Origin of the sequence: Paracoccus solventivorans (genome assembly GCF_900142875.1) — a bacterium.
In the GTDB taxonomy this organism is placed as follows: domain Bacteria; phylum Pseudomonadota; class Alphaproteobacteria; order Rhodobacterales; family Rhodobacteraceae; genus Paracoccus; species Paracoccus solventivorans.
In genome coordinates this window covers 127,183-142,015 of the sequence record NZ_FRCK01000005.1, presented here as the reverse complement: position 1 = coordinate 142,015, position 14,833 = coordinate 127,183, and the positions used below count along the sequence as shown (strand labels likewise).

The 14,833-nt window shown below is 70.4% G+C and carries 16 protein-coding genes; 13 read left to right on the top strand and 3 right to left on the bottom strand.

Annotated features, from left to right (window positions below):
* Nucleotides 1–180: 180 nt before the first annotated feature.
* The 9 genes from BUB57_RS09690 to BUB57_RS09650 all read left to right on the top strand — a co-directional run bounded on the left by BUB57_RS09690 (nt 181) and on the right by BUB57_RS09650 (nt 7,668).
* Nucleotides 181–1,254: a TraB/GumN family protein gene (locus BUB57_RS09690; RefSeq protein ID WP_073066218.1), complete on the top strand. Its 1,074-nt coding sequence runs from the start codon at nt 181–183 to the stop codon at nt 1,252–1,254.
* On the top strand, nt 1,251–1,595 hold the full coding sequence (locus tag BUB57_RS09685) for a nuclear transport factor 2 family protein (RefSeq protein WP_073065962.1): 345 nt from the start codon (nt 1,251–1,253) through the stop codon (nt 1,593–1,595). The genes BUB57_RS09690 and BUB57_RS09685 overlap by 4 nt, the downstream gene beginning before the upstream one ends.
* Before the next feature lie 391 nt (nt 1,596–1,986).
* Nucleotides 1,987–2,904: a manganese-dependent inorganic pyrophosphatase gene (locus BUB57_RS09680; protein WP_073065959.1), complete on the top strand. Its 918-nt coding sequence runs from the start codon at nt 1,987–1,989 to the stop codon at nt 2,902–2,904.
* 85 nt (nt 2,905–2,989) lie between these two features.
* Entirely contained in the window at nt 2,990–3,853 is an 864-nt protein-coding gene (locus BUB57_RS09675; protein ID WP_073065955.1) for a TIGR01459 family HAD-type hydrolase, read from the top strand.
* 102 nt (nt 3,854–3,955) lie between these two features.
* Nucleotides 3,956–4,399: a MaoC family dehydratase gene (locus BUB57_RS09670; protein ID WP_073066215.1), complete on the top strand. Its 444-nt coding sequence runs from the start codon at nt 3,956–3,958 to the stop codon at nt 4,397–4,399.
* Nucleotides 4,400–4,456: 57 nt separating this feature from the next.
* The gene (locus BUB57_RS09665; RefSeq protein ID WP_073066210.1) at nt 4,457–5,404 is read left to right on the top strand and encodes a bifunctional riboflavin kinase/FAD synthetase; all 948 of its coding nucleotides are present in this window, start codon (nt 4,457–4,459) and stop codon (nt 5,402–5,404) included.
* A complete protein-coding gene (locus BUB57_RS09660; protein WP_073065951.1) occupies nt 5,404–5,844 on the top strand; it encodes a YcgN family cysteine cluster protein in 441 nt (146 codons plus the stop codon). The genes BUB57_RS09665 and BUB57_RS09660 overlap by 1 nt, the downstream gene beginning before the upstream one ends.
* Complete coding sequence (locus tag BUB57_RS09655; protein ID WP_073065948.1) at nt 5,841–6,872, top strand: threonine aldolase family protein; 1,032 nt, start codon at nt 5,841–5,843, stop codon at nt 6,870–6,872. The genes BUB57_RS09660 and BUB57_RS09655 overlap by 4 nt, the downstream gene beginning before the upstream one ends.
* 10 nt (nt 6,873–6,882) lie before the next feature.
* Nucleotides 6,883–7,668, top strand: coding sequence for an HTH domain-containing protein (locus BUB57_RS09650; protein ID WP_073065945.1), 786 nt, complete (start codon nt 6,883–6,885; stop codon nt 7,666–7,668).
* Here BUB57_RS09650 and BUB57_RS09645 read toward each other — a convergent pair.
* Genes BUB57_RS09645 through BUB57_RS09635 form a run of 3 tightly spaced genes read right to left on the bottom strand, consistent with a single transcriptional unit; the run spans nt 7,657 to nt 9,823 of the window.
* Nucleotides 7,657–8,160 carry a CinA family protein gene (locus tag BUB57_RS09645; RefSeq protein WP_073065941.1) on the bottom strand — a complete coding sequence of 168 codons (504 nt, stop codon included), beginning with the start codon at nt 8,158–8,160 and terminating at the stop codon, nt 7,657–7,659. The two genes, BUB57_RS09650 and BUB57_RS09645, sit on opposite strands and share 12 nt — an antisense overlap.
* On the bottom strand, nt 8,157–8,654 hold the full coding sequence (locus BUB57_RS09640; protein WP_073065938.1) for a phosphatidylglycerophosphatase A family protein: 498 nt from the start codon (nt 8,652–8,654) through the stop codon (nt 8,157–8,159). The genes BUB57_RS09645 and BUB57_RS09640 overlap by 4 nt, the downstream gene beginning before the upstream one ends.
* Nucleotides 8,654–9,823: a bifunctional 2-C-methyl-D-erythritol 4-phosphate cytidylyltransferase/2-C-methyl-D-erythritol 2,4-cyclodiphosphate synthase gene (locus BUB57_RS09635; protein WP_084732078.1), complete on the bottom strand. Its 1,170-nt coding sequence runs from the start codon at nt 9,821–9,823 to the stop codon at nt 8,654–8,656. The genes BUB57_RS09640 and BUB57_RS09635 overlap by 1 nt, the downstream gene beginning before the upstream one ends.
* Before the next feature lie 288 nt (nt 9,824–10,111).
* Here BUB57_RS09635 and rpiA point away from each other — a divergent pair, with 288 nt between their 5' ends.
* The 4 genes from rpiA (at nt 10,112) to hflC (ending at nt 14,811) form a co-directional block, all read left to right on the top strand.
* Nucleotides 10,112–10,840 carry a ribose-5-phosphate isomerase RpiA gene (gene rpiA, locus BUB57_RS09630; RefSeq protein ID WP_073065935.1) on the top strand — a complete coding sequence of 243 codons (729 nt, stop codon included), beginning with the start codon at nt 10,112–10,114 and terminating at the stop codon, nt 10,838–10,840.
* Nucleotides 10,837–12,216: a glutathione-disulfide reductase gene (gorA, locus tag BUB57_RS09625; RefSeq protein ID WP_073065932.1), complete on the top strand. Its 1,380-nt coding sequence runs from the start codon at nt 10,837–10,839 to the stop codon at nt 12,214–12,216. The genes rpiA and gorA overlap by 4 nt, the downstream gene beginning before the upstream one ends.
* 115 nt (nt 12,217–12,331) lie before the next feature.
* Nucleotides 12,332–13,579, top strand: coding sequence for an FtsH protease activity modulator HflK (hflK, locus tag BUB57_RS09620; protein ID WP_073065928.1), 1,248 nt, complete (start codon nt 12,332–12,334; stop codon nt 13,577–13,579).
* Nucleotides 13,579–14,811 (top strand): protease modulator HflC, encoded by a 1,233-nt coding sequence (gene hflC, locus BUB57_RS09615; RefSeq protein ID WP_084732072.1) that lies wholly within the window; start codon nt 13,579–13,581, stop codon nt 14,809–14,811. Before hflK ends, hflC begins: the two co-directional genes overlap by 1 nt.
* Nucleotides 14,812–14,833: the final 22 nt, after the last annotated feature.

The following is a 14,833-nucleotide window of genomic DNA, read 5'->3' as shown; positions in this document are numbered from 1 at the left end:
GTTGCGTTGTTGGCACTCGACCTTGGTGAGTGCCAATGCCCGCCAGATAGGCCGCGGTCACGAGCCTGTCAACCCGCAGGCCGGTCCGGGCGCGCCGGGTTGGGTTCGCCCGCCCCGCGTGCGATGCTGGCGCGGCCCGGCGCAGGGGTGCGGGCGGAAAAACGGGGGCGAATCAGGATGATGAGGGTCGCGACAACCCGGCTGGCGGCGTGGCTGCTGGCGCTGGCGCTGCTGTTGCTGGCCGCCCCCCAGATGGCGGTGGCGGGTCAGGGCGATGCCGCCCCCGTCTGCACCGGCCGCGACCTGATGGCGGCGCTGTCCGATGCCGACCGTGCGCAGATCGCCCGCGCGGTGGCCGCCACCCCCTATGCCACCGGCACCCGCTTTCGCGCCACCCGCGAGGATGCGGTGATCGAGATCGTGGGCACCTATCACTTTCCCGACCCGCGCCACGCCCCCATGGTCGCGGCGCTGCGCCCGCTGATCGCCGGGGCCGGGGCGCTGCTGGTCGAGGTCGGCCCCGAGGGCGAGGCACGGCTGGCCCGGGCGCTGGCCGAGGATCCCTCACTGATGGTGGACGCCAGCGGCCCGACCCTGCCCGAGCGCCTGCCGCCCGAACAGTGGCAGGCGCTGGGGCAGGCGATGGAGGCCCGCGGCATCCCCGCGATCATGGTCAGCCGGATGCGGCCCTGGTATGTCGCCACCGTGCTGGGGCTGTCGCCTTGCATGATCGACGCGGCGCGCGCCCGCGGCAGCGACCCGGCCAGCGGCGGGCTCGACCACCAGTTGATCGCCGCGGCGGAGGACGCGGGCACGGAGGTGCTGGCGCTGGAGCCCTGGGATACGGTGTTCGCGATCTTCGCCGGGCTGACCCCCGAGGAAGAGCTGGACATGATCCGCGCGGCGCTGCCGGCCGCGCAGCTGGCCGACGATTACGCCGCCACCACGCTCGAGGCGTATTTCCGCGGCGACATCTGGGCGATCTGGGAGTTCGGGCGGCTGGACGCGCTGGCCTCGTCGGAGCTGGCCCCCGCGGCGGTCGAGCGGCAGCTGCAGCTGGCCGAGGAGCGGCTGATGACCGCACGGAACAGAAACTGGATCGCGCCGTTGACCGAAGCGGCCACTGGCGCCGCGCAGGCGGGTCGCCACGTGGTCGCCGCCTTCGGGGCACTGCACCTGCCGGGCGAGACCGGGGTGCTGCGGCTGCTGGAACGGGACGGCTGGACGATCGAACGTGTAGGAGACGCAGGATGAGCAGGACCGAGGACCGTTGGGCCGACGAGGAAGCGCTGTGGACGCTGGGCGCGGCCGAGGCGGCGCTGCGCATCGCCCCCGTCTGCATCATGGTGTTCCCCGAAGGGGTGATGCAGGGGCCGCAGATCGTCGAGGGGATGAAGCAGGGCAGCCGCTGGCAGAACCTGCGCATCAGCGACCGCCACACCTCGGAACTGGGCGACACCATGGTGCTGGCCTATCGCGCCCGCGCCACCCGCGGCAGCACCGAACGCGACGTGCTGTGCAGCTCGACCTGGGTGCGCCAGGCCGGCGACTGGAAACTGATCCAGCACCAGCAGACCCTGCCGGCAAGGGGCTGACGCCCGACGCTCCGATCCTGCCTATCCGAGGGCTTGCGGAGGCCCGAAAGCAACGGCGTCCGGTGGCCCCCAAGGCCGCACCCTCTCCGCTCTTTCATCTTGTCCTAATCATCCCCGGGCTGCAGGGGCCCGAAAGCAAAGGCGTCCTGACTCCCCCAAGACCACCGCTCGCCGGGCTGACCGAACGCACCGCGCCCGGCGGCAACTCCGCACCGCCTGCGGTTCTTTCATCTTGCCCCCAATATCCCGGGGCTTCCGAACGCCCGGAAAACGGTCCGGTGGACCGTTTCAGCGAGGAAGGCCGCGGCAGCCCGGTCCTGCGCCGCGCTTCACAACCCCCCGCCGCCGCCCTATAAGCCGCAGCGACTCCGCCACGAAGGAACGCGTTCCCATGATCCAGGTTTTCGGCCACAAGGCCCCCGACACCGATTCCACCGGCTCGCCGCTGATCTGGGCCTGGTATCTGTCGGATATCCGCAAGACCCCGGCGAAAGCGGTGCTGCAGGGGACGCCCAACACCGAGGCGCTGTGGATGCTGGGGAAATGGGGCGTCGAGATGCCCGAGATCATCCAGGACGTGGCCGCGGGCGACCAATGCGTGATCGTGGACACCAACAACCCCGCGGAACTGCCCGCCTCGCTGGCGCAGGCCGAGGTGCTGGAAATCATCGACCACCACCTGCTGGCGGGCGGCATCACCACCCGCACCCCGATCAACGTCACCATCCGGCCGCTGGCCTGCACCGCCACGATCATGCACGACCTGATCGGCGAGGACCTCGACCGCGCGCCCCGCTGGGTCAAGGGGATGATGCTGACCTGCATCCTGTCCGACACGCTGGAGTTCCGCAGCCCCACCACCACCCCGCATGACCGCTGGGTGGCAGAGAAACTGGCGGGTGACCTCGACATCGCGATCCCGACCTATGCGGCCGAGATGTTCGCGGCGAAATCCGACGTTTCGGCGTTCTCGGATGCGGCGCTGCTGCGGATGGACAGCAAGGAATACGAGCTCGGCGGCAAGCAGCTGCGGGTCTCGGTGCTGGAAACCACCGCGCCGCAGGTGCTGATCGACCGCAAGGCGGCGCTGATCGCCGCCATGCCCGGGGTCGCGGCCGAGGACGGCGCTGACGAGGTGCTGCTGTTCATCGTCGACATCCTGAACGAGCGCTCGACCCTGCTGGTCCCGAACGACTTCGTGGCCAAGGTGGCCGCGGCGTCGTTCGGCGTCCGCGTGGACAGCGACAGCGTGGTGCTGCCCGGCGTCGTCAGCCGCAAGAAGCAGATCATCCCCGCGCTCAAGCTCTGAGGCGCGCGACCGCCGCAATTCTCGGGGGGCCGGGCGGATCGCGCCCCGGCCCCCTCTCCATGTCCATCCCCTGAAAGGCCCCCACATGACCCGGATCATCCACGAACTTGCCGAGATCGGCGGCGATTACGGCGTGCTGTTCTGCGATCTCTGGGGCTGCGTCCACAACGGCAAGGCCGCCTATCCGGCGGCGATCGCGGCGTTGCAGCGCTGGCGTCTTGGCGGGGGCAAGGTGGCGCTGGTCACCAATGCGCCCCGGCCGCGGGCGATGGTGGAGCAGCAGATCGACCGGCTGGGGGTGCCGCGCGATGCCTGGGACGACATCGTGACCTCGGGCGATGCGGCGCAGGATGCGATGCTGGCGGGGCGGGTGGGCAGCCGGGTCTGGCATGTCGGCCCCGACCGCGACCTGAGCTTCTTCACCGACACCGACGACCCCCGCGCCGCCGCGCTGGAGCGGGTGGCGCTGGAGGAGGCCGAGGGCATCGTGGTCACCGGCCCCTATGACGACCTGACCGAGACCCCCGAGGACTACCGCGAGCGTCTGGCCGCCGCCCGGGCCCGCAACCTGCCGCTGCTGTGCGCGAACCCCGATCTGGTGGTGGATTACGGCGAACAGCGGCTTTACTGCGCGGGGGCGCTGGCGCAGCTTTACGAGGAGATGGGCGGCGAGGCGCTGTATTTCGGCAAGCCGCACGCGCCGATCTACGACCTTGCCCGCCGCCGGCTGGGGGTGGGGCCCGAGGTGCCGGCGCTGGCCATCGGCGACGGCATCGGCACCGACATCGCCGGCGCCGTCGCGCAGGGAATTGATTCGATCTTCGTCACCGGCGGGCTGGCGGCCGAGTTCATGGGCGGCGACGTGGAAAGCCCCGATCCGGCGCTGCTGGAACGCTGGCTGGACGGGCAGGGGATCCACCCGACCTTCGCCATCGGCCGCCTGCGTTGATCGCCGCGCAACAATCCGTCTCCTTGCGCCCCTCATGGATAATATTGTTGCGGGAGCGTTTTCCCGCTGCTATGCTGCACCGCGGCTAGGGAGGCCGGAATGATGCTCGACAATCAGCCCCGGGGCACCATCGTCATCGAGGATCTTGAGGTGGGGATGCTGCGCAGCCTGCAAAAACAGGTGACGGATGCGGACATCGAGATGTTCGCGCAGGTCTCGACCGACCGCAACCCGGTGCATCTGGACGACGATTACGCCCGCGACACCATCTTTCAGGGCCGCATCGCGCATGGGATGCTGACCGCCGGGCTGATCTCGGCGGTGATCGGGGAACAGCTGCCGGGCCACGGCACGGTCTATCTGGGCCAGACGCTGAAGTTCATGGCCCCGGTCCGCCCCGGCGACATGGTGCGCGCCGAGGTCGAGGTCGAGGCGATCGACCATTCGCGCCGCCGCGTGACCCTTGCCACCCGCTGCCTCGTGGGCGATACGGTCGTGCTCAAGGGCGAGGCGGTGGTTCTGGCGCCGTCGCGCAAGTTCGACTGACCACGACGACCGGGGCATCGCATGGCCCGGAGACGGGAGCCCATGCAACATCCGCCGATGCATATCCATCGCGACTGGCGCGGGCTTCCCGCGTCGGCTCGCGGCGCAACCGTGGCCATGGGCAATTTCGACGGCGTGCATCGCGGCCACCGCGCGGTGATCGAGGCAGCCCGCGCCGCCCGCCCTGACGCGCCCCTGGGCATCATCACCTTTGAACCGCATCCGCGCGAATATTTCGCCGCGCTGGCCGGGCGGGTCGAGCCGCCGTTCCGGCTGATGAACGCCGAATCACGGGCGACGCGGCTGGCGCGCCACGGGGTCAGCCAGCTTTACGAGCTGCCCTTCGGCCCGCATCTGGCCGGGCTCTCGCCCGAGGATTTCGCCCGGCAGGTGCTGGCCGAGGGGCTGGGCATCGCCCATGTCGCGGTGGGCGAAGATTTCCGCTATGGCCGCGGCCGGGCGGGCGACGCGACGACGCTGGCCGAGGCGGGCGCGCGGCTGGGTTTCGGCGTGACCGTGGTGCCGCTGGTCTGCAGCGGGGCCGAGGGCCGCGCCAGCTCCACCGCCATCCGCGCCGCGCTGGCCGAAGGCCGCCCCCGCGACGCCGAGCGGATGCTGGGCCACTGGCACCGGATCGAGGGCGAAGTGCTGCACGGCGAAAAACGCGGCCGCGAGCTGGGTTTCCCCACCGCCAACATGGCGGTCGAGGGGCTGCACCTGCCGAAACTGGGCGTCTATGCGGTCGAGGTCGATGTGCTGGACGGTCCCGACCGCGGCAGCTACCGCGGCGTGGCATCCCTGGGGGTGCGGCCGATGTTCGGGCAGAACGCGCCGAACCTGGAAACCCATCTGTTCGATTTCGACGGCGATCTCTACGGCCGCCGCCTGTCGGTGGCGCTGGTCGACTATCTGCGCCCCGAGGAAAAGTTCGACGGGCTCGACGCGCTGGTCGCCCAAATGCACAGCGACGCGGCGCAGGCGCGGCGCATCCTGTCGGCGCCGTGATGCGCGAGCGTTTCTGGGAACTGCCGCTCGACTCGCTCAGCGCCGAGGAATGGGAGGCGCTTTGCGACGGCTGCGGCAAATGCTGCCTCAACAAGATCGAATACGAGGACGACGGCTCGCTGGCCTACACCCGCATCGCCTGCCGGCTGCTGGACGGGCACAGCTGCCGCTGTTCGTCCTATGAAAACCGCCATGACTACGTTCCCGACTGCGTGGTGCTGTCCCCGGAAAAACTGGGCTCGATCGCCTGGTGGCTGCCCGCGACCTGCGCCTATCGCCTGCGGGCCGAGGGCAAGCCGCTGTACGACTGGCACTATCTGCTCTCGGGCGACCGGGAATCGGTGCACTGCGCCGGGGCCTCGGTCCGCGGCTGGACGGTCAGCGAGCTCGAGGTCTCCGAGGACGACTGGGAAGACCATGTGATCGAGGATCTGTCATGAATTTCGGCTCGGACAACAGCTCGGGCGTGCACCCGGCGGTGATGGCGGCGCTGGCGGCGGCCAATGACGGCACGGCGGCGTCCTATGGGCGCGATCCGCTGACCGCGCGGGCGGCGGATGCGGTGCGCGAGATGCTGGGGGCGCCCGATGCCGCGGTGTTCCTGCTGGGCACCGGCACCGCCGCCAACGCGCTGGCGCTGGCGCAGCTGTGCCCGCCCTGGGGCCGGATCTTCTGCCACCGCACCGCCCATATCGAGACCTCGGAATCCGGCGCCCCCGCCTGGATGGCCGGCGGCGCGCAGTTGGCGCTGGTCGAGGGCGAGTTCGGACGGATGACCCCGGACAGGCTGTCGGCCCGCATCGCCGATTACCCGCAAGAGGACGAACACGACGGCCGGAACGCGGTGGTCTCGATCACCAACGCCACCGAATGGGGGACGGTGCACGCGCCGGAAGCCGTGGCGGCGCTGGCCGCGGTCGCGCATGGGGCCGGGATGACGGTCCACATGGACGGCGCCCGTTTCGGCAATGCCGTCGCCGCCACCGGCGCCACCCCCGCAGCCCTGACCCATCAGGCCGGCGTCGACGCGCTGTCGCTGGGCGGCACCAAAAGCGGCTGCCTCGCGCTGGAAGCGGCGGTGTTCTTCGACCCCGACCGCGCCCGCGACTTCGCCTTTCGCCGGATGCGCGCCGGGCAGCTGTGGTCCAAGCACCGGTTCCTGGCCGCGCAGATGCTGGCCTGGCTGGATGGCGGGCTGTGGCTGCAACTGGCGCGCCACGCCAATGCGGCCGCGGCGGAACTGGCCGCCGGGCTGGTCGCGGCCGGTTTCGAGCCGATGGCCCCGGTGCAGTCGAACGAGATCTTCCTGCGCCTGCCCCCCGCCACCATCGCACGGCTGCGCACCGCCGGCCTGCGCGCCGCCGACTGGCCGACGCCGGGGGACGATGCGGACAACGCCACGATCCGGCTGGTGACCAGCTGGGCCACCACGGACGCAGAGATCGCGGCGCTACTCGGCGCTTTGTGAGGAGTAAGCGATGACCCATTCCGACCTGAAATGGCGCGATGCAATCATTACGGTGCTGCAGGATGCCGACGGTGCAATGCATTACACTGAGATTGCCGAGGAAATCGCCAAGCGCAAACTGCGCAAGAATCTGGGCGCAACCCCTGCGGCCACGGTAGCATCGATGGTCAGCACGTCCAACAAGAGCGGTGAAGACAGCCCCTTTCTGAAAACCGAGCCAGGGCGGGTCATGTTCAATCCGCAATGGGTAGGGGCTCTGACTGCGGACACCCCCGACATTGCGCCAGCGCCCGAGCCCGAGGACATTCCCGTCGTCAAGGCGGTCGGGATGTACTGGAATATCACCCGCGTGGACTGGAAGACGAATCCACGGCTCTGGGGGCAGCAGCAACAAGGTAGCAAGCTGGTCGATTTTGGTGGTCAATGCGGCATCTATATCCTGTATGATCGCGACCGGGTGATCTACGTCGGTCGTGCAATCGACCAGCCGTTAGGCCAGCGTCTTTCGCAGCACATGAAGGATCGCCTGAACGGCCGGTGGGACAGGTTCAGCTGGTTCGGCCTGCGCAGGGTGACCGAGGACGGCGAGCTTGGTCCCTCGGAGTTCACGGCCAGCCGCGAACAGATTATTTCGCTGATGGAGGCCATCCTGATTGAAGCGCTCGAACCGCCGCTGAATCGCAAACGCGGCGACGACTTCTCGGAGCGTGAGTTCCTGCAGGTCGAGGACCCCACGCTGAAGCACAAGTCCCAAAAGGCCGTTCTTGAACGGCTTATGGCTCAGCTATCGTCCTGACCCCAGCGCCGCCAGCAGCATCGCCAGCGCATGGGCGACCGTCGCCCGGCGCACGTTCCCGCGGCCGATGGCCCCGAACTCCACGGTTTCGGTGCTTGTGCCGGATGGGTCCGAGAGCCCGAAGCAGACCCGCCCCTCGGGCTTGGTGCCGCTGCTGCCGGGCCCTGCGACGCCGGTGACGGATACCGCCAGCGTGGCGGCGGAGTTGCGGCGCGCGCCTGCGGCCATTTCGGCGGCGACTTCCTCGCTGACCGCACCGTGGGCGCGCAGGGTGGCGGGCAGGACGCCCAGCATCTGGGTCTTGGCCTCGTTGGAATAGGTGATGAAGCCGCGGTCGAACACGTCCGAGGCCCCGGCGATCTCGGTCAGCACCGCCCCGATCAGCCCGCCGGTGCAGCTTTCGGCGGTGGCGAGCATCACGCCGCGGGCGCGGGCGGCGTCGATGACGCGCGCCGCCTGGGCCGCAAGATCCCCGGTCGCGCCTTCGGTCACAGCATCGGCTCCAGCACCGCGTGATACAGCCCCGCCAGCATGACCGAGCCCAGCCCGGCGAACAACCCGGCAAGGATATCGTCCAGCATCAGCCCGGTGGCGTCGCCGCGCCGGTCCGCGCGGCCGACCAGCCAGGGTTTCCAGATGTCGAACAGCCGAAACAGCAGGAACGGCACCACATAGCCCGGCCAGGCGTCGAGGATCGACACCCCGTGGCAGGCCAGCGGCACCACGGTGAAACACAGCGCCAGCAACTGCCCGGCCACCTCGTCGATCACCACCCAGGACGGGTCGCGGTCGGAAATGGTGGCCAGCAGCCGCGGCACCGTCCAGAACCCCAGCAGCGTGGCGACTACGAACCCCGCCGGCACCAGCCACGGGCTGAGGCATTCATAGGCCAGCACCGCCAGCGCCACCGTCACGGCCGAGGCCCATGTCCCCGGCGCCGGCCGCAGGTAGCCGATGCCGAACACGGTCGCGACCAGCCGGTCCATCAGCGTCCCCCGATCAGCGTGGCGGTGGCGATGGCGGCGATGCCTTCCTCGCGCCCGACAAAGCCCAGCCGCTCTGATGTGGTGGCCTTGACGCTGACCCGCCCGGGCTCGATCCCCATGATCGCGGCCAGCCGCGCCTGCATCGCGCCTGCGTGGGGGCCGATCTTGGGCCGCTCGGCGATCAGGGTCACGTCGGCATTGCCGATGGCATAGCCCATCTCGCGCGCGAGATCGGCGGCGTGGCGCAGGAAAATCTCGCTCGCCGCGCCCTTCCACTGCGGGTCCGAGGGCGGGAAATGCCGGCCGATGTCGCCCTGCGCGAGCGCGCCATAGATGGCGTCGGTCAGCGCGTGCATCCCCACATCGGCGTCGGAATGGCCGACCAGACCGCGGTCGTGCGGCAGCTCGACCCCGCACAGAAACACCCGATCCCCGGGCCCGAAGGCGTGAACATCATATCCGTTGCCCAGCCGCACATCCATGCCGCCCCTCCGTTCTGCCAGGATCCGTTCGGCCCGCGCCATGTCGCCGGGCCAGGTGAGTTTCAGGTTGTCCTCGTCGCCCGGGGTGATGCGCACCGGAACCCCGCGGCGCTGCATCAGCTCGACATCGTCGGCGGCGTCCGCGCCGCCCTCTCGATGCGCGGCCAGGATCGCCGCCAGCTGGAACCCCTGCGGGGTCTGCGCCCGGAACAGCCCCTCGCGCGCGGCGATGCCCGTGACCACGCCGCCCGCGCCGCGCCACAGCGCGTCCGTCACCGCCAGCCCCGGCGCCGCCGCGACCGCGCCGGAGTCCAGCGCCGCGACCACCGCCTCGATCACCGCGGCGGATACCAGCGGCCTTGCGCCGTCATGGATCAGCACATGGGTGATGCCGGAACCTTCCAGAACCTCGAGCCCCGCCCGCACGCTTTCGGCACGGCTCGCGCCGCCCGCGACCAGCGTCACCCGCCCGCCCAGCAGTTCGATGGCGCGGTCCATGTCTGCCGGCGCCACCGTCACCACCACCCGGCCGAAGCCGTCGAATGCGGCGATGCTGCGCGCCAGCACCGGCTGGCCCGCCAGCGCCTGCCACTGCTTGGGCAGATCGCCGCCCATCCGCTCGCCCCGGCCGGCGGCGGTGATTAGGATGGCGATATCGGCGCGGGACGGGGCAGGGGCGGTTTCCATCCGCACCCGATACGCCATGGCGCCGGGGCTCGCAATCGCGGCCACCTCTTTCATCTTGCCCAAAATATCCGGGCTTCCGAGCGCCCGGAATAGGAGGCGGATCAGAAAACAATCCCCGAGGCTGTTTTCCCGCCGGATGGTCCGGTGGACTGTTTTCAGCGAGGAAGACCACGGCAGTGCCCGGGGGCAAGGCCCCCGCACCGGCCGCACTCCCGCCGCGCACCCCTCGCATCCCCCGGCCATCCCCGTTATATCCCGCAACGGAAACCGAAACCGCAGGAGCCCGCGATGCCAGACCTGTCACCGGCCGAGGCCGCCAAGGATGCCGCCGCCCGCGCCGCCATCGCCCTGGTTCAGGATGGGATGCGGCTGGGGCTGGGCACCGGCTCGACCGCCGTCTTCATGGTCCACCGCCTGGCCGAGCGGGTGCGGGCCGAGGGGCTGCGGCTGCGCTGCGCCGCGACCAGCCGCGCCACCTGCGATCTGGCCGAAAGCCTCGGGCTTCGCATCGAGGAGCTGGACGAGATCGGCTGGCTGGACCTGACCATCGACGGCGCCGACGAGATCGACCCCGACCTCAACCTGATCAAGGGCGGCGGCGGCGCGCATCTGCGCGAAAAGATCACCGCCGCGGCCTCGGACCGGATGGTGGTGGTGGCCGACCCGACCAAGGTGGTCGAGCAACTGGGCGCCTTTCACCTGCCGGTCGAGGTGATCCCCTTCGGGATGCAGACCACCCGCACCCATATCCAGCGCCTGCTCGATTCGCTCGAACTCAGCCGCCGCCCGATGCTGCTGCGCCAGCGCGACGGCCAGCTGTTCCGCACCGACGAGGGCAACGTGATCCTCGACCTCTCGCTCGAGGCGATCCCGGAATGCGAGGCGCTGGCGGCGGGGCTGTCGGCGATTCCCGGCGTGGTGGAACACGGGCTGTTCCTGGGGATGTGCGACCTGGCGCTGATCGGCAGCCCCGACGGACGCGTGATCGAGATGACGGCGGCGCAGGTGGCGGAATGAGCTTCGACTATGACCTGTTCGTGATCGGCGGCGGCTCGGGCGGCGTGCGCGCGGCGCGGATCGCGGCCAGCCAACACGGCGCCCGCGTGGCGCTGGCCGAGGAAAGCCGCATGGGCGGCACCTGCGTGATCCGCGGCTGCGTGCCGAAGAAGCTGATGATCTTTGCCTCGCAGGCCCCGGTCGCGGCGGCCGAGGCGCGGGGCTATGGCTGGCCCGATGCCGATGCCGGCAGCTTCGACTGGCCGGCGTTCCGCGCCAAGCTGCATGACGAGTTGTCGCGGCTGGAAGCGATCTATACCGACGGGCTGCGCTCGGCCGAGGTCGACATCCACCACGCCCGCGCGCATCTGGTCGACCACCACACGGTGGCGCTGGCCGACGGGCGGCAATTCACCGCGAAGCACATCCTGATTGCGGTCGGCGGCCGCCCCAGCCTGCCCGGCATCCCCGGCGAGGAGCTGGGGATGATCTCGGACGACCTGTTCACCATGGAGCGGGTGCCGGGCCGGGTGCTGGTGGTCGGCGGCGGCTTCATCGCCTGCGAATACGCCACCATCCTGCAGGGCCTGGGCGCCGCCACCACGCTGGCCTATCGCGGCGACAAGGTGCTGCGCGGCTTTGACGAGGAATGCCGCCAGCTGGTCACCCATCAGCTGGAACATGTCGGCATCAGCCTGCGGCTGAACGCCAACCCGGCGCGGCTGGACCGGGAAGGCGAGGGGATCCGCGTCACCTATGAGGACGGCGCGGTGGAAAGCTACGACGCGGTGATGTTCGCCACCGGCCGCAATCCCTATACCGCCGGGCTGGGGCTGGAAAACACCGGCGTGCAGCTGGGCAAGCGCGGTCAGATCGTGGTGGACGCGTGGTCGCAGACCGCGGTGCCCTCGATCTATGCGGTGGGCGACGTGACCGACCGGGTGAACCTGACCCCGGTGGCGATCCGCGAGGGGCATTCCTTTGCCGACACCGTGTTCGGCGGCCAGCCCCGCCGCGTCTGCCATGATCTGGTGGCCAGCGCCGTCTATGTCCGCCCGCACGAGCTGGCCACCATCGGCCTGACCGAGGACGAGGCCGCCGCCCGCGGCCCGATCGAGGTCTATCAGGCGCGGTTCCGGCCCATGCGCTCGCTGTTCGCGGGCTCGGACATCCGGGCGATGATGAAGCTGGTGGTGGATTGCGACAGCCGCCGGGTGCTGGGCTGCCATATCTTCGCCCCCGAGGCGGGCGAGATGATCCAGCTGGCCGCGGTGGCGTTCGGCATGGGCGCCACCAAGGAACAGTTCGACGCCACGATCGCCGTGCATCCCACGCTCGCCGAAGAGCTGGTGACCATGCGCCAGCCGGTGCGCCGCGCCGGCGGCGCAACGCTCTGAACGACGGACAACCCGGACCGGCGGCGCACCAGACCGTAGGAAGCGCACCCGCAAACCCTTGTCCTGCCCGGCTTTGGCCTTAGTTAGGACACAGACTCAGACGAAAGGCAGATGGATGGCACAAAAGGGACCCTGGGGCGGCGGCAGCGGCGGAGACGACGACGGCCGCCCCCCCCGCCCGCATACCCCCGGCCCCGACCGGGGAGAGACGCCGCGTCCCTGGGGCCAGGGCGGCCCCGGCCAGCAGGGGCAGCAGCCCCCGGGTGGCGGACGGCGCCCCGACCAGGTGCCCGAGATCGAAGAGATGATGCGCCGCGGCCAGGAACGGCTGCGGGTGCTGATGGGCGGCCGCGACGGCGGCGCCCGCCGCCCCGGCGGCCCGCGCGGTCCGCGCCCGGAACTGCCGCGGATGAACCGCGGGCAGTGGGGGATCTTTGCGCTTGGCGCCGTGGCGCTGTGGGCATTTGCCAGCGTCTATCAGGTGGACACGTCCGAGAAATCGGTCGAGCTGCTGTTCGGCCGTCCCTATGCGGTGCGCGATGACGGTCTGAACTTTGCGCCCTGGCCCTTCGTCACCAAGCAGATCGTCGGCGTGACCCGCGAACGCACCATCGACATTGGCACCGGCCGCGACCCGATGGACAGCGGGCTGATGCTGACCCGCGACCAGAACATCGTCGACATCACCTATCAGGTGGTGTGGAACGTCTCGAACCCCGAACAATATCTGTTCAACCTCGCCGACCCCGAGGGCACGATCCGCGCCGTCGCCGAAAGCGCGATGCGCGACATCGTGGCCCGCAGCGAGCTGGCGCCGATCCTCAACCGCGACCGCGGCGTGATCCAGGTCGATCTGGAACAGGCGATCCAGGCGACGCTGGACAGCTATCAGGCCGGCATCAACGTGCTGCGCGTCAACCTTGGCCGCGCCGACCCGCCGGGCGAGGTGATCGACAGCTTCCGCGAGGTGCAGGCCGCCCAGCAGGAACGCGACCGGCTGGAAAAAGAGGCCGACGCCTACGCCAACCGCGTGCTGGCCGCCGCCCGAGGCGAGGCTGCGGCGCTGGTCGAACAGGCCGAGGCCTACCGCGCCCAGGCCGTCAACGGCGCCCAGGGTGAGGCCGCGCGCTTCAATTCCGTCTATGACGAATACGTCAAGGCGCCGGACGTGACCCGCCGCCGCATGTATCTGGAAACCATGGAGAAAGTGCTGGGCGGCGTCGACAAGGTGCTGATCGACAACGAGGCCGGGCAGGGCGTCGTGCCCTATCTGCCGCTCGACCAGCTGCGCAATACGCCACCGCTGCAGCCCCGAACCGCCGCGCCCGCCAACAGCAACACCACTCAGCCGGGGGGCAACTGATGCGCCGTATGCTTTCCATCATGGCCCTGCCGCTGCTGGTCGTCGTCGCGATCGCGGTGATGGCCTCGGTCTATATCGTCGATGTCCGCGAAAAGGCGCTGGTGCTGCGCTTTGGCGAGGTGGTGAACGTGCGCGAGGAACCGGGGCTGGGCTTCAAGCTGCCGGTGATCGACCGCGTGGTGCGCTATGACGCGCGCATCCTCGGGTTGCAGACCGACCCGATGGAGGTAACGCCGCTGGACGACCGCCGGCTGGTGGTGGACGCCTTCGCCCGCTGGCAGATCGCCGATGCGGTGACCTTCCGCCGCGCGGTGGGCGAGGGCGGCATCGATTTCGCCCAGCAGCGGCTGGGCGGGATCATGACCAACGCCATCCGCGGGGTGCTGGGCTCGGTCCCCTCGACCACGGTGCTGTCGGACGACCGCACCGCGCTGATGAACCGCATCCGCGACAACGCGCGGGCCGAGGCCGATTCGCTGGGCATCCAGATCATCGATGTGCGGCTGACCCGCACCGACCTGCCGGAACAGAACCTGGCCGCCACCTATGCGCGGATGCGGGCCGAGCGTGAACGCGAGGCCGCCGACGAGATCGCCCGCGGCGGCGAGGCCGCGCAGCGGGTCCGCGCCACCGCCGACCGCACCGTGGTCGAGCTGACCTCGGACGCGCGCCGCCAGGCCGAGATCATTCGGGGCGAGGCCGACGCGCAGCGCAACGCCATCTACGCCGACGCCTTCGGCCGCGACCCCGAGTTCTTCGCCTTCACCCGCTCGATGACCGCCTATGAGCGGGCGCTGCAGGCCGGCAACAGCTCGGTGGTGCTAAGCCCGGACGGCGAGTTCTTCAGCTATCTGGGCACCGGCGGGCAGGGCGGCACCAGCCCGGTCGCCGTCCCGCCCGAGGTTGCCGCGGCGGTTCCGCCCGACGCGCCCTCGTCGCACGAGGTCGCGCAGGAAGCCGCGGCGCAGGCCGCTGCCGCCGCCGCAGCCGCCGCCGCCGAGGCCGAAGCGGCGACCGCCGCCACCGCGCCCGCGCCGGTCCCCGAACCGGGGGCGACGCCGGAGGCCGCCGCGCCCGAGGCTGCACCCGAAGCCGCGGCCCCGGCCGAGGACGCCGCACCCGCGGCGCCCGAACTGCCCGCCACCACCATGCCGGAAACCGCGCCGGGGGCTGCGCCGGATGCGGCCGCCGACACCGCGCCGACCACCACCACCCCGGCGGCCGGGGACTGACCGGCCGGCCGGTCCGGCGGGC